Genomic DNA, 14,059 nt, shown 5'->3' on the forward strand with positions numbered 1-14,059 from the left:
GCACCTCAGTCGCGGTCGACTCGTCGCGCCAACAGAAAAATCGAGCGAGAGGCCGCTCCCGTCGACCGTCTCGTCAGTCGTCAGCCGGTGCCTGTTGTTCCGTGATGTACTGGACGATTTCGTCCGTTTCGGTCTTGAAATCGTCGAGGTCGGTCTCGTTCCCGTGGAGAACCGTCGAGAAGTACTTCGTGTCGGCGGCGAGGTTGACGGCCTCCCGGAGTTCTTCGTCTGTGACGCCGTCCAACCGTGCCTCTTCTTTGTGGAAGTAGGTACAGTACGGACAGTTGGTCGCGGCCGCGACGCCGACCCCGATGAGTGCTTTCTCTCGCCCGGATAGTTCGGTGTCTTTCCCGAGGTTGAGGTCGCGGAAGAGCCCCCAACTGTGCTCACTCGCCGGTTCGGCCAAGCTCTCCATCCAACCCGGGACTTGACCGAGCATTCCCTCCATCTCTTGTCGTGTGGTTTTCGATACCATCTTGCTCCCCGTTACCTCCGCAGTCCTGTCGCTAGGGAGGCACTTATTACGAGGTGTCGGAGAAGTAAAGTTATGAACCGTCTGGACAGTCATAATCTGTCCGTATCGACGACGTTCCGGAGAAATGCGCCGTTAATACGCCGGTCTACGGGACGGTTCTCTCCCCCGTCCCGGACGCTCGACGTGAATGATTTAATATTTGGAACCATATCCAATGAGAACCACAAGGCATTATTCATGGAGGGTGTAATATAGTGAGATTTAAGGTCATTGGATGGGTTCTGACTGACATGGAAACCCGGAAAGTCCAGCGTCTCGGTCCCTCCACGCTGGCGATGACGCTTCCAGCGGAGTGGGCCAAGGAACACAACGTCGAGAAGGGCGACGAGGTGACGATTCGGACGAGCGGCAAGGGAACGCTGACCGTGCTTCCCGAGTCGGTCAACACGGAGGACTCGAAGGCGACGATTCGCGCTGACAGTCTGAACGCGGAGGCGCTCGAACGCGCCATCGTGGCGCAGTACGTCCTCGGACGGCGCGTCATCCACATCGAGAAAAGCGAGGGCGCGCTCGATTCGGACCACATCAACGCCGTCTACAAGGCCGAGACCCAGCTCATGGGCCTCGGCGTCATCGAGGAGACGCCCGAGCGAATCGCGATTCGCTGCTCGGTCGACGCGGAGGACTTCAGCCTCGACAATCTGCTCGAGCGCCTCGAAAACACGGGGAGCACGATGCGCGGCGAGGCCATCAAGGCGCTCGCCCACGGCAACCCCGACCTCGCCCAGCGGGCGCTCAACCGCGAGCGACAGGCGAACAAGATTTTCGTCCTCCTGCTCCGGCTCATCTTCACGTCCTACCAGAACCCCAACCTCGCGCGGGCGGTCGGCCTCGACTCCGGCTTCCCGCTCATCGGCTACCGCTCGGTGGCGAAGAACCTCGAACTGACCGCCGACAACGCCGAGGACATCGCCAACATCGTCATGGACGCCGAGGGGCACACCATCGACGTCGACCAGTCGACGATGCGGCGCATCCGCGAGTTCACCGACCACGTCGACGAGATTACGACGACCGCGGTTCGGGCCGTCGTCGAGCGCGACTACGACCTCACCATCGAGTGCCGAGAGCTGTTCCGCGAGATAAGCGACCGCGAGCGCGACATCCTCAACGACCTCCCGGAGATGGAAAACCAGAAGCTCCTCCAGATTCGCGAGGTGCTCGTGAGCCTCCAGCAGACCGCGCAGTACGCGATGCGGAACGCCGAAATCGCGTCGAACCTCGCGCTCAACGAGGAGTCGGACCACGTCACGATAGACTGAGGAACGAAAGACCGCGGGCGGCGCGCCGTCGCGCTCAGTCGGCGATGACTTCCATCGCCTCGTTGTTCTCGGTCTCGGACGACTCTTTTTCGCCCGTCAGCGGGTTGCGACTGGCGATGCGGCAGTCGAACGCCGGATGCTCGCCGAAGTGCCGGAGTATCATGTGACGCCGCGACCCCGTGATGCCGGTTCGGCCGATGTCCTCGGCGGTAAAGCGCTCGGGCAGGCGGTCGTACAGCCGACGCAGTTCGTCGAAGCTGGTGAACACCTTCGCGTTGCCGGTGGAGTCCGCGCCGCGGCGGGAGACGACGTAGCTGCCGTCCCGACGGTACTCGCCGGCCGTGCGGAAGAACTCTCGTTTCTCGGTCAGCGCCGAGCCGATAGCCTCCTGCAGGTCGGCGGCGGCGTCTCGGGACAGTTCACAGGACTGGTCGCCAAAGGAGACGACGATGGTTTCGTCGTCGCTCTCGACGGACACAGGGTTCTCATTACGGGAGAAGAACTCGATCAGGAGCGTGGGTACTCCGTGTCATATCATCGAATATCTCGTCCGACGGTAAAGGGTTGTCGGCTGAGTCAGGAATCACCGAAGATTTCTCGGCGAATCGGGACGGTCGAACGACGGTTCGACTCCCCGCCGCCGCGGGGCGGAACGCGGCCGCTACAGGAGGCCGTCGTCCGTCGTGGTGGTCCCGCCGTCCGACGTGGTGGTCCCGCCGTCCGACGTGGTGGTCTCGTCGTCCGACGTGGTCGTTGTCGTCTCGGTTGTCGTCGTTGTCGTTGTCGTCGCAGTCGCGGTGTCTGTCGAAGTCTCAGTTGTAGTCGCGGTCGAGGTGGTCGCGGTTTCCGTGGTCGTCTCGGTCGCCGTCGTCGTCTCAGTCGCCGTCTCGTTCCCCGCCGACGCCGCCTTGTTCCCGAAGATGTCCGTCTCGAACGTCTTCTCGTAGGTCAGCGGGTCGAGTGGGACGCGGAGGGTCGTGCCGCCGGCGTCGAGGTTCGCGTAGAAATCGATGCGCAGGTCGGTCGTCTGGTCGCGTTCGAGGTGCGAGACCCACCACTCGTCGAGTTTGTCGTTTTGGATGTAGGTCGTCGCCTCGATGGTCTCCGTCGACTTCGGGGAGATGACGTACTCGGAGTTCGTCGTCCCCTCGCCCACGTCCACGTCGTTCATGGAGATGTCGTAGCCGAGTTCGGAGACCGCAATCGGGTACGGCTTGGGGTTGTGGACGACGAACGTGAGTTCGAGCGCCGTGCGCTCGCCCGTGGACTCGCCCCACTCGGCGCTCGTCTCGTTGACGTACAACACGGGGTCCGAGACGACCGGCGAGTCCGCGTCTATCTCGCGGGTCTCCGTGGAGTTGAACGCCGACAGCAGGTCGGTGTCGATGCTCCGGGTTATCTCGGGCGCCTGGAAGGTCTGTCCCAGCGTCTCCGAGGAGACGTTGGCGTCCACGACGAGGTCCGTGTGCTCGCCGTTCTGGATGTGCGAGACCCACCACTCGGGGATGCGCTCGTTTTCGAGGGTCGTCCGGAGCGGGACCGCCGAGGTCCCCCGCCCGATAGCGACGCCTTCCTTCTCGCCCGTCGCCATCCGAATCCCGTTCATCTCGACGCCGTAGTCGACTTCGAGGCCCGAGAGGTTCGCGGACAGCGGGTTGGGGTTCGAGACGTACAGGTCGGTCTCGATGACCGTCGCCGTCTGGTTGACCCCGGCGAACCGGTTGTCGACCCGGTCGACGCTCGGCGCGCCGATGACGCCGGTCGCGTACGCCCCGCCGACGCCGGCCGCGACGAGCACCAGCGCGACGAGTGCGATACGGAGTTTTCCGCCGAACAGCGCGGATGTCAGTCCCATCGTTGTGGACACACGAGACTAGTGGTACATATGTCGAACGGCCGAGCGCGGGGTCGGTCCGTGGGACCGCACCGCACGCCTCGCGCCCCCGTCACGCCGCCCCACGACAGGCGGTGTCGAATGAACTAAGTGCGCACCCGCGAAGGTCGGAAACATGGAAACCAAGACGGTGCAATCCGACAAGTCCATCGGCTTTGCGGCGTTGTTCGGCGTGCTCACGCTCGTCGGCGCAGGGCTGATGGTCGCCGGACCGGACCAGTTGACGAAGGCGCTCGGATTCATGGTCGCGATTATCGCGGCCTCGCTGGCAGTCTGCGGTGCGCATCTGTTCCAGTAGCTATCAACGTTGAGGAACACGGGTAACCGTTAATAACGCCCATTCCCTAGACGGCCCGAGGATGACTGAGTACACCGACGAGGAACAACGCATTCTCGCCTACCTCCGCGACAGCGTCAGCCGTGGAGAGGGCTACTTCCGGGCGAAGAACATCGCCGAAGCCATCGGTCTCACCGCGAAGCAGGTCGGGTCCCGTCTGCCGCGGCTGGCCGAGAAGTCCGAGGACGTCGAAATCGAGAAGTGGGGACGCGCCCGCTCGACGACGTGGCGCGTCACCCGAAGCTGAGGCGATTCCACGGCTTTTTACTGTGGAGGTGTGATGGTATCCCATGACCGTCCGCGTGAAACGAACCTTCGAGTTCGACGCTCCCGGCGCGCGCGTCTGGGAGTTTATCGCCGACCCGGCCAAGCGAGCGGGGGCTATCAGCGTCGTCGACCGCTTCGACGTGGCCGACGACGGCCGCCACGCGACGTGGTACCTCGAACTGCCGATTCCGCTCATCCGCTCGACGGTGACCGTCGAGACCGAAGACATCGAAGTCGACGAGCCGACGCACGTCAAGTTCGTCGGCAAGTCGCGGGTGATGCGAGTGACGGGCGAACACACTATCGAAGAGCACGACGGCGGCAGCCGCCTCGTCAACGAGTTCATCGTCGACGGCCGGCTGCCGGGTGTCGAGGCGTTCTTCGAGCGCAACCTCGACCGCGAACTCGACAACCTCGAATCGGCGCTCCGGCGCGAGTTCGAAGCGACCGCCTGAGGCCGGAGACGACCGCTCATTCACGGTGAGTCCGGAGCGACGGACCGCGGGAACCGTGCGCTCACGGGGCGTGGGAACCCCTGTTGCGGTGGGTTTATACATCGCGGCTCCTAAGCGAAAGTCGCCGACGCAATAGGCGCTTTTCTCGCCAGTCGTCGGCGACTCCACATCCGCCGCACCCGCCGCAACGTTTCGGGGTCCGTTGCGGCATCCGAAACGACGTGGCCACGTCGTTTCACGCCCCCAAGCCCGGTGGGGGCACTCCCCTCGTCTCACTTCGCCAACTGGTGACACGAGATTCGGTGGGAGGCGAATTCGCCTCCGCCTTTTGACGACCGCTTCGCTCCGAGCCACGGCGCCGTCGGTCGCCGATACCGGCCGCGCCTCGGAGCGCACGCTTCTTTCCGCCGGGGGCCGTGGAGACACCATGACCGAGACGATTCGAGGCGACGTGCTGCACGCCATCCCGCCGGACGAACTCGACGAAGAGGACCTGTCGCCGGAGCTCCGGGCGCTGGCCGACTCGCGCCACGTGCTCGTCATCCGGAAGGGCGGTCACCCCTCGATACTCGACCTCGTCTGGGCGTTCGTCCGCCGCGACCCCATCGAAGCGGTGACCGTCGTGACCGACCGCCCGGCCGAGGAGGACGAGGAGGTGACGCTGACCGTCGAGGAGACGGAGATGCCCGGCGTCTACGTTACGGCGGCCGCTCGCGGAGAGGAGGAGTCTGCGGACGACGGGTGAAACGACGGAACGAAAACGTGGGACAGATGCGGGGCCGCGGCGGGTGACCGACCTTACTCGTCTTCTTTGGTCTTGATGTCCGCGGAGAGGCCCTGCGCCATGCGAATCTCCTTGGAGTTGTTGAGCGTCCACGCGGTGCGCTCGGTGACGGCCTCGATGATTTCGCGGGCCGAGGGGTAGCCGTTTCCGGACTTCTTCACGCCGCCGAACGGGAGGTGGACCTCCGCGCCGATACACGGGAGGTTCCCGTAGGCGAGGCCGACCTCGGCGTGGTCGCGGAAGTAGTTGATCTGGCGGTAGTCCTCGGAGATGACGGCACCGGCGAGACCGTAGTCGGTGTCGTTCTGAATCTCGACGGCGTCCTCGATGTCGCCGGAGTACTTGAGCAGGGCGACGTGGGGGCCGAAGACCTCCTCGTGGGTGCAACGGAGGTCGTCGTGGGGGTCCGCCTCGTAGACGAACGGTCCGACCCAGTGGCCGTCGTCGTGGCCCTCGGGAATCTCGTCGGCGTCGAGTTCGGTGCGGTCGACGAGGACGTTCACGCCCTCCTTCTCCGCGAGTTCGTTGTACTTCGTGACCTTCTCCTTGTGGCCCTCCTCGATGAGGGGGCCCATGAAGGTGTCCTCGCGGAGCGGGTCGCCGACGGAGACGCTCTTGGCGTTCTCGACGAAGCGCTCCTTGAACTCGTCGTACACGTCCTCGTGGACGACGATGCGCTCGGAGGAGACACAGCGCTGGCCGGTGGTCTTGAACGACGACATCGTCGCGGAGTGGACCGCGATGTCGAGGTCCGCCTTCTCCGTGATGACGATGTTGTTCTTGCCGCCCATCTCACACGCGGCGAGTTTGCCGGGCTGTTGGGCCACCTTGCTCGCGACCTCGTGGCCGACCTCGGCGGAGCCCGTGAACAGCACGGAGTCGACGCGCTCGTCGTCGACGATGGTCGCGCCGGCGTCGCCGAAGCCCTGCACCATGTTGAACACGCCGTCGGGGATGCCGGCGTCCTCGAACATCTCGGCGATAATCTGACCGCACCACGGCGTCTGCTCGGCGGGCTTCCAGACGACGGTGTTGCCCTCGACGAGCGCGACGGCCATGTGCCAGAAGGGGATGGCGACGGGGAAGTTCCACGGGGTGATACAGCCGACGACGCCGCGGGGCTTGCGGCGCATGTAGGCGTCCTTCGCGGGAATCTCGGAGGGAATCACGTCGCCCTTGGGGTGGCGGGCGTCGCCCGCGGCCCACTCGACCATGTGGTACGCCTCGATGACGTCGGCGCGGCCCTCGGAAATCTCCTTCCCGCACTCTTTGGTGACGACCTCCGCGAGTTCTTCGGTGCGGTCGCGCAGTTCGTGGTAGATGTCCCAGAGGTACTCCGCGCGGTCGATGTGCGAGAGTTCGCGCCACTCCTCGTACGCCTCGTCGGCCGCGGCCGCCGCGGCGTCGACGTCCTCGGGCGTCCCTCGTCGGAACGTCCCCAGCGACTCGCCCGTCGCGGGGTTCGTGCTTTCGAACGTCTCGTCGCCGGTTCCGTCCGTCCACTCGCCGTCGATATAGTGTCGATATTCGTCCTGCGGCATATGACTCTAGACTCACAACTAGGATTAATAACCCCGGACCCTCCCATGGAAGGGACGCGCCCGAGTCGACGCGTCGATCCGCCCCCGAGCGACCACAGACAACATCTTACGTAGCGGCGTATTACCCGGTGTATGAGCGAGCGCACGTCAGGTGAAGGCACGCGCCTCACGCTCGACCTGTGGCATCCGAACTGCTGGGCGATAGAATCGACGAGCGAGTACGACGGCGGCATCCTCGCACACGCCATCTACGACGCCCCAACCGCGGGCGTCGAGCGGTCGAACGGGCTGTTCACCGCCTACGGCGAGTCGCTCGACGAGGTCGAAACGCTCCTCGACGTCATCGCCGACTCGGACCTCACCGGCGAAGTGTTGGAACTGCAAGAGCGGTTCGACTCCCGCGGAAAGCACGTCGCGCCCGGCCCGGTCGCCCGCGAGTTCTTCTTGGAGTACGACCCGAGCGACATGATGTGTCCGCAGTTGCTCAAGCAGGGCTTCGTCCACAGCGCCCCCACGCAGATAGAAAACGGCCGAGAGCGGTGGGAAGTCTGGTTCGCGGGCGCGCGCGAGGAGATACAGCCGCGTATCGAGACCGTCATGGACGAGACCGGAGCCGAGATTCGCGTCGCCTCCATCTCCACGTCCGAGGGCGCGGAACCGGAGCGCAGTCGGCGGCTCGACACGCTCACCCGGAGTCAGCGGCAGGCGTTCGAACTCGCGCGCGAGGAAGGCTACTACCGCTGGCCCCGCGAGGTTTCCACCCGCGAACTCGCCGCCGAGATGGACATCTCGAAGACGACGCTGCTCGAACACCTCCGAAAGGCGGAATCGAAACTGCTCGACCCGCAGTAGCGCGAGGCGAGCCGAGGTCCCCGTTCCGACTCAGATGCCGGCGACGGCGCGGAGCGCGAACAGCGCGTTCGACTTCCGCTCGCGGACGCGCCGGTAGAAGTAAGAGAACCACTTGTCCCCGTAGGGGACGTACTGCCACATCTCGATGTCGGCGTCCGCGAGGTCGCGCTGGCCGTCCTCGCGCACGCCCATGAGCATCTGTACCTCGTAGGGCGTCCCGTACCGCTCGTGGAGGTGGCGGGCGTGCGCGATCATGTGCGGGTCGTGACTGCCGACCGCGACGCCGTCGTCGAACTCGGTGAACATGTACTCGAGGAGTTCTTCGTACACCTCGTCCACCTTCGACTTCTCCTTGTACGCGATGGACGCGGGCTCGTTGTACGCGCCTTTGACGAGACGGACCTTCCCGGGCACCTCCGCGAGGCGTTCGAGGTCGTCGCGCGTGCGCTTGAGGTTCGCCTGCACGCAGACGCCCACGTTCCCGCCCGTCCGGTGGCCAAGGTCGTCGACGGCGTCGAGGGTCACGTCGGTCGTCTCGTGGTCCTCCATGTCGACCCAGACGAACACGCCCTCGGCGTCCGCGGCGTCGACGATGCGGTCGAGGTTCTCCCGGAAGGCGCGGTCGCCGATGTCGAGGCCGATTTGCGAGGGCTTCACCGAGACACAGCCGTCGAGGCTCGTCGCGCCGAGTTGGCGGACGAGGTCGACGTACGCGTCGGCGTCGGCGTCGGCGTCGGCCCGGTCGGTGTAGTGCTCGCCGAGCAGGTTCAGTATCCCCGCGATGCCGTCGCGGTTCAGGGACTCGACGTGCGAGACCGCCCCGTCGGCCGTCTCACCCGCCACGAAGTTGTTCGCGATGGGGGGTATCATGGCCGGCTATTGTGAGACACGTACCCTAAAGAGAGACCCTACCAAATGATTCTGAAAAATATTGGTGAAATAAAACGCGGATGCTCGTTTCGTCCGGCGGGTTTCGCCGCACCGACCATGGACGGTTACAGGTATATTTACGATAATTGGGGAGCATAGCTTGTTATGTCACCACACGACATGGACCGCAGAACGCTGCTGAAGCTGTCGGGACTCTCACTTGTCGGGGCGACCGCCGGTTGTCTCGAAGGCGAAGACGAGGACACGACCACGGCCACGACGACTGAGGAGAGTGGCGGTGGCGGCGGCGAGGAGACCACGACGACCGAGGAAAGCGGTGGCAGCGGCGAGTCGTACACCATCGGCATGGTCGATTCGCTCACCGGGTCGCTCGCGCCCTACGGCGAGCGCAACACCCGCGGTCGCGAACTCGCGCTCGCCGCCATCAACGATGTCGGCATCGGCTCCGAGAGTGGGTCGCTGAGAATCTCCGTCGAGGACGACGAGAGTACGAACCAGGGCGGGGTCAACGGCGCACAGAAGCTCGTCAACCAAGACGGCGTGCCGCTCCTCATCGGCTCCGTCGGCTCGGGCGTCTCCATCGCCATCCACGACAGCGTCACCAACGACGCCGGCGTCGTCCAGATCAGCCAGAACAGCACGAGCCCCGAACTCACGTCGCGGCCGGAGCTGCTCCGCATGAGTCCCTCGGGGGCGGCGAAGGGGCAGGCGCTCGCCAGCCTCGTCAGCGACGACGGCCACGACACCGTCGCCGTCACGTGGATCAACAACGACTACGGGACGGGGCTGTCGGACGTGTTCGCCGAGACGTTCGAGTCCGAACTCGGCGGTACCGTCGCCTACAACGAGCCCCACGACCAGGGTCAGTCGTCGTACAGCGGCATCCTCACCGAGATGGCCTCGACGGACGCCTCGGCGTGGATTTTCATCACCTACGCGAACGAGTACACCGTCATGGTCAACGAGGGGTTCGACCAGGGCTACAACACGACCGTCGACTACTACGGCGCGGAGTCAACCGTCGCCGACTCCATCATCGAGAACACGGCCCCGGGCAGCATGGACGGGATGAAGGGTATCACCGAGAGCGCCCCGCAGGACCAGGAGAACTACCAGAACTTCGTCTCCGCGTTCGAAGAGAACTACGACGCGACGCCGACAGTCTGGTCGGCCTACGCCTACGACGCCGTCACGGTGGCGGCGCTCGCCATCGAGGCTGCCGACGAGTTCTCCGGCGAGGCGCTTTCGTCGGTCGTCCGCGACGTGACCCGCCCCGAGGGCGAGGAGGTCTTCAACTTCGAGGAGGCCGCGGCCGTCCTGCGCGACGGCGGCTCGCCGAGCGACATCAACTATCAGGGCGTCAGCGGTCCGGTCGACCTCGACGAGAACGGCGACCCGCCGGGCTACTACCAGATTTACAGCGTCCAGGACCACGAGTACGTCTTCGGCGACTACATCACGAGCTAACCATGCACGCACGGAACGGACGCCGAACGACCCTTCGGGGGGCCACCGAGCCGTGATACCGCTCCAAGTCAGCCCCTTCCAGTACGTCGCAAACGGCGTGGTGTTCTCGAGCATCATCGTCCTCGCGGCCATCGGGCTGTCGCTCGTCTACAGCATCGCGGACTTCGCGAACTTCGCCCACGGCGACCTCATGACCGTGGGGGCGTTCTCCGCGCTGTTCTCGGTCGGGTTCCTCCGACCGATGCTGGGCGACGCGGGCGTGTTCGGCCTGCCGCTTTGGTTCTTCCTCGCGCTCGCGTTCGGCATGGGCGCGGCGGCGGTCATCTCCGTCATCACCGACCGCGTCGTCTACCAACCGGTGAAGGGGTCCGACTCCATCGGCCTGCTCATCTCCAGTATCGGGGTCGCGCTCGTCTATCGCGCGCTCGTGTTCCTGTCGTTCGGAACCGAGCCGGAGCGCTACGGCGTGCCCAGACAGGGACCGATACCGTGGGTCCGCGAAACGCTCGGCATCGCGGTCACGCCGCGCAACCTCGTCGTCGTGATGCTCACTGTCGTCCTCGTGACGGCGTTGCACCTGACGCTGACGCGGACGACCCTCGGCCGGAAGATGCGCGCGACCGCCGACAACGCGGACCTCGCGCGCGTCAGCGGGATTCGGACGAGAGAGGTCATCTTCGCCATGTGGCTCATCGGCGGCGCGCTCGCCGCGGCCGGCGGCGTCTTCCTCGGGTTAGAGGAACTCGTCCGCCCGCGCATGGGCTTCGACATCCTGCTTATCATCTTCGCCGCCGTCATCCTCGGCGGCATCGGCTCCGTCTACGGCGCGATGCTCGGCGGCCTCGTCATCGGGATGGTCCACGAACTGGTTCCGCTTTTCAACCAGTGGGGGATCATCCCCGTCGGCTCGCGGTACGCCGCGGCCGTCGCGTTCGTCATCATGGTCGCCATCCTGCTCGTTCGCCCGAGCGGAATCGCGGGTGATAGCGGATGAGCGCCGTGTCCTCGTGGGTGAGCGAGACGCTCGTCCGCGACGCGACCGAGCGGCGCATCTTCGCGACGCTCGGACTCATCACGGTGCTGCTCGTCGTCGGCGTCCTCACCGGCGTCATCGGGCCGCGGTTCCTCCTGTTCCAAATCGCGCTCGTCGGGATGTACGCCCTGCTCTCGCTCGGACTCAACGTCCAGTGGGGCTACGCCGGGCTCATCAACTTCTCCGTCGCGGCGTTCTGGGGCATCGGTGCCTACTGCGCCGCGCTGTTGACCGCGCCGAACTCCCCGCTCGGACTCGGACTCCACCCGGTGTTCGGGTTCCTCGCGGCCATCGTCGTGAGCGCGTTCGTCGCGGTGCTCATCGGCATCCCGACGCTCCGCCTGCGCGAGGACTACCTCGCCATCGCCAGTCTCGGACTCGCCGAAGTCATCCGCGCCATCATCCTGAACGAGGACCAGTGGACCGCCGGGTCGAGCGGTATCAGCGGTATCCCGGAACTCCTGTCGTGGTTGCCGCTGACCGACGCCGCGACGACGGCCGCCGTCGTGGTCTTTCTCATCGCTGTCGTCTACCTGTTCCTCCGGCGCGTCCACCGGTCGCCGTGGGGCCGCGTCCTCCGGACCATCCGGTCCGACGAGGACCTCGCCAAGGCGCTCGGCAAAAACACCTACCAGTTCAAGATGCAGGCGTTCGTCATCGGCTCGGTCATCATGGCCATCGCCGGGGCGTTCTACGCCCACTTGAACCTCTACATCGACCCCTCCGACCTCGTTCCCCTGACGACGTTCTACATCTGGATCGCCGTCATCCTCGGCGGGACCGGGTCGAACCGGGGGGCGGTCGTCGGCGCGGCCGTCGTCATCGCCATCCGCGAGGGGACCCGCTTCCTCAACGACATCGGGTTCATCCAGACGCTCGGGGTCGACCTGGCCCCGCTTCGACTGCTGTTCGTCGGCGGGCTCATCATCCTCATCATGCGCTTCCGGCAGGACGGACTCCTTCCGCCGAAGGACGAACTCATCTGGCCGGCGGCGCGCGACGGGAGCGGTGCCGGCGGCGCGTCCGCGTCGGGTGCCGCCCCGGACGGCGGCACCTCCTCGAACGGGGGTGACGACCGATGAACGACGACGCGTACGAGGGTGCCCGCCTCGATAAGTCGGACGTCGTCCTGAAGACGACCGGCTTGGAGAAGACGTTCGGCGGCCTCGTCGCCACCGACAGCGTCTCCATCGAGGTCCAACGCGGGACTATCACCGGGATGATCGGTCCGAACGGCGCGGGCAAGTCCACGCTGTTCAACCTCATCTCCGGCTTCTACGAGAACGACGCCGGTCACGTCACCGTCAACGGCGAGGACGTGACCGACCTCGAACCGCACGAGCGCGCCCGAAAAGGGCTCGTTCGGACCTTCCAGACGCCCCGGCGGCTGGAGGGGATGTCCGTCCGCGAGGCGATGCTCGTCGGTCCCGGGCCGCAGAAAGGCGAGTCCATCTTCTCGCTTTTCTTCTCCGGCTCCGACGTCACCGAAGAGGAGCGGGCGAACATCGAACAGACGCGCGAGTTGCTCGAACGGTTCGAAATCGGGCACCTCATCGACCAGCCGTCGACCGACCTCTCCGGCGGGCAGATGAAGCTCGTCGAGCTGGCGCGGGCGTTCACGACGAACCCCGACATCCTGCTTTTGGACGAGCCGGTCGCCGGGGTCAACCCGACACTCGCGAACGACATCAAGCGGTTCATCCGCGAACTCAACGAGGAGGGTCAGACCTTCCTCATCATCGAACACGACATGCCGTTTATCATGGACCTCGCAGACCCCATCATCGTCCTCGACCAGGGGAAGGTGCTCATGGAGGGCTCGCCGGACGAAGTCCGCTCGGACGACCGCGTCATCGAGGCGTACCTCGGAGGGGCCGGCCCATGAAGCGCGCACTCGACGTCTCGGGCGTCGACAGCGGCTACGGCGAGGTGCAGGTCCTCCGGGACCTGACGCTCCACCTCGAATCCGACGAAATCGTCTGCATCATCGGGCCGAACGGCGCGGGGAAGTCGACCGTCCTCAAGACGGTGTTCGGCCTCCTCAAGCCGTGGACCGGGACGGTCGAACTGAGCGGGCGGGACATCACCGGCGAGGAGCCGGAGGACCTCGTCCGCGTCGGGATGGGCTACGTCCCGCAGGTGGACAACGTCTTTTCGTCTCTCACCATCGACGAGAACCTCAAGATGGGCGGGGTCGCCCGTGAGAGCGGCCTGCAAGCGCGAATCGACGAGCTGTACGACCAGTTCTCGATTCTCGACGAGAAGCGCTCGGCGAAGGCGCGGACGCTCTCGGGCGGCCAGCGGCAGGTGCTCGCGTTCGCCCGGGCGCTCGTGATGGAGCCCGAGGTGCTCCTCATCGACGAACCCTCGGCGGGCCTCGCGCCCAACATCGTCAAGTCGGTGTTCGAGGACGTGAAGAAGGTGAACGAACTCGGGACGGCGGTCCTGATGGTCGAGCAGAACGCCCGCGAGGGGCTCGGCATCTCGGACCGCGGCTACGTCCTCGACCAGGGGACCGTCGCCTACGAGGGCGACGCCGACGGCCTCCTCGACGACCCCGAAGTCTCGCGGCTCTACATGGGCGGCGCGGACTACGAGGGCGTCGAGGGCGAGTAGCCCGCGACTCGCGTCCGAACTCCCGCTGAACTGCGGTCCGCCCACGACCCCCGCCGTTCCCGGCGGGGTGGGGCGTCAGTCGGGCGGAATTTGGGACATCGCTTATTCTTCGGGTGGCCCGACCA

16 protein-coding genes are annotated in these 14,059 nt (G+C 65.5%); 11 read left to right on the forward strand and 5 right to left on the reverse strand.

Translation table 11 applies throughout. The annotated features are described in order from the left end of the window. Positions 1–73 precede the first annotated feature (73 nt). Positions 74–448, reverse strand: coding sequence for a carboxymuconolactone decarboxylase family protein (locus ABY42_RS05765; RefSeq protein ID WP_004977403.1), 375 nt, complete (start codon positions 446–448; stop codon positions 74–76). A gap of 317 nt (positions 449–765) precedes the next feature. On the opposite strand from ABY42_RS05765, the gene ABY42_RS05770 reads away from it, so the two are divergent. Further along, positions 766–1,797, forward strand: coding sequence for a phosphate signaling complex PhoU family protein (locus tag ABY42_RS05770; protein ID WP_050458925.1), 1,032 nt, complete (start codon positions 766–768; stop codon positions 1,795–1,797). Between the two features lie 34 nt (positions 1,798–1,831). Here ABY42_RS05770 and ABY42_RS05775 read toward each other — a convergent pair whose 3' ends face one another. Both ABY42_RS05775 and ABY42_RS05780 read right to left on the reverse strand, forming a co-directional pair. After that, positions 1,832–2,275 (reverse strand): DUF7528 family protein, encoded by a 444-nt coding sequence (locus ABY42_RS05775; RefSeq protein WP_004977401.1) that lies wholly within the window; start codon positions 2,273–2,275, stop codon positions 1,832–1,834. Positions 2,276–2,458: 183 nt separating this feature from the next. After that, positions 2,459–3,652: an LEA type 2 family protein gene (locus ABY42_RS05780; protein ID WP_050458926.1), complete on the reverse strand. Its 1,194-nt coding sequence runs from the start codon at positions 3,650–3,652 to the stop codon at positions 2,459–2,461. A gap of 154 nt (positions 3,653–3,806) precedes the next feature. Between ABY42_RS05780 and ABY42_RS05785 the strand changes: the two genes are divergently transcribed. The 4 genes from ABY42_RS05785 (at position 3,807) to ABY42_RS05800 (ending at position 5,495) form a co-directional block, all read left to right on the forward strand. Beyond that, on the forward strand, positions 3,807–3,989 hold the full coding sequence (locus tag ABY42_RS05785; protein ID WP_004043756.1) for a DUF7525 family protein: 183 nt from the start codon (positions 3,807–3,809) through the stop codon (positions 3,987–3,989). A 61-nt stretch (positions 3,990–4,050) separates the two neighbouring features. Then, positions 4,051–4,275 carry a DUF7123 family protein gene (locus ABY42_RS05790; protein WP_004043755.1) on the forward strand — a complete coding sequence of 75 codons (225 nt, stop codon included), beginning with the start codon at positions 4,051–4,053 and terminating at the stop codon, positions 4,273–4,275. A 43-nt stretch (positions 4,276–4,318) separates the two neighbouring features. Further along, on the forward strand, positions 4,319–4,750 hold the full coding sequence (locus ABY42_RS05795) for an SRPBCC family protein (protein ID WP_004977395.1): 432 nt from the start codon (positions 4,319–4,321) through the stop codon (positions 4,748–4,750). A 427-nt stretch (positions 4,751–5,177) separates the two neighbouring features. After that, positions 5,178–5,495 (forward strand): DUF7526 family protein, encoded by a 318-nt coding sequence (locus tag ABY42_RS05800; protein WP_049905233.1) that lies wholly within the window; start codon positions 5,178–5,180, stop codon positions 5,493–5,495. A gap of 53 nt (positions 5,496–5,548) precedes the next feature. Here ABY42_RS05800 and ABY42_RS05805 read toward each other — a convergent pair whose 3' ends face one another. Continuing rightward, positions 5,549–7,075, reverse strand: coding sequence for an aldehyde dehydrogenase family protein (locus ABY42_RS05805; RefSeq protein WP_004977392.1), 1,527 nt, complete (start codon positions 7,073–7,075; stop codon positions 5,549–5,551). A gap of 132 nt (positions 7,076–7,207) precedes the next feature. On the opposite strand from ABY42_RS05805, the gene ABY42_RS05810 reads away from it, so the two are divergent. Beyond that, entirely contained in the window at positions 7,208–7,927 is a 720-nt protein-coding gene (locus tag ABY42_RS05810) for a helix-turn-helix domain-containing protein (protein ID WP_004977390.1), read from the forward strand. A 30-nt stretch (positions 7,928–7,957) separates the two neighbouring features. Here the strand turns inward: ABY42_RS05810 and ABY42_RS05815 are convergent, their stop codons facing one another. Continuing rightward, positions 7,958–8,797, reverse strand: a complete 840-nt coding sequence (locus ABY42_RS05815; protein ID WP_050458927.1) for a proline dehydrogenase family protein — start codon at positions 8,795–8,797, stop codon at positions 7,958–7,960. A gap of 180 nt (positions 8,798–8,977) precedes the next feature. Here ABY42_RS05815 and ABY42_RS05820 point away from each other — a divergent pair, with 180 nt between their 5' ends. From ABY42_RS05820 to ABY42_RS05840, 5 genes are read left to right on the forward strand one after another with little or no spacing between them, the layout of a single operon-like run. After that, the gene (locus ABY42_RS05820; RefSeq protein WP_082220684.1) at positions 8,978–10,285 is read left to right on the forward strand and encodes an ABC transporter substrate-binding protein; all 1,308 of its coding nucleotides are present in this window, start codon (positions 8,978–8,980) and stop codon (positions 10,283–10,285) included. Between the two features lie 52 nt (positions 10,286–10,337). Further along, the gene (locus ABY42_RS05825) at positions 10,338–11,279 is read left to right on the forward strand and encodes a branched-chain amino acid ABC transporter permease (RefSeq protein WP_004977385.1); all 942 of its coding nucleotides are present in this window, start codon (positions 10,338–10,340) and stop codon (positions 11,277–11,279) included. Further along, the gene (locus ABY42_RS05830; RefSeq protein ID WP_050458929.1) at positions 11,276–12,400 is read left to right on the forward strand and encodes a branched-chain amino acid ABC transporter permease; all 1,125 of its coding nucleotides are present in this window, start codon (positions 11,276–11,278) and stop codon (positions 12,398–12,400) included. Before ABY42_RS05825 ends, ABY42_RS05830 begins: the two co-directional genes overlap by 4 nt. After that, complete coding sequence (locus tag ABY42_RS05835) at positions 12,397–13,203, forward strand: ABC transporter ATP-binding protein (protein ID WP_050458930.1); 807 nt, start codon at positions 12,397–12,399, stop codon at positions 13,201–13,203. The genes ABY42_RS05830 and ABY42_RS05835 overlap by 4 nt, the downstream gene beginning before the upstream one ends. Continuing rightward, complete coding sequence (locus ABY42_RS05840) at positions 13,200–13,934, forward strand: ABC transporter ATP-binding protein (RefSeq protein WP_004977382.1); 735 nt, start codon at positions 13,200–13,202, stop codon at positions 13,932–13,934. The genes ABY42_RS05835 and ABY42_RS05840 overlap by 4 nt, the downstream gene beginning before the upstream one ends. Positions 13,935–14,059 lie beyond the last annotated feature (125 nt).

Origin of the sequence: Haloferax gibbonsii, assembly GCF_001190965.1 — an archaeon.
GTDB lineage: Archaea > Halobacteriota > Halobacteria > Halobacteriales > Haloferacaceae > Haloferax > Haloferax gibbonsii.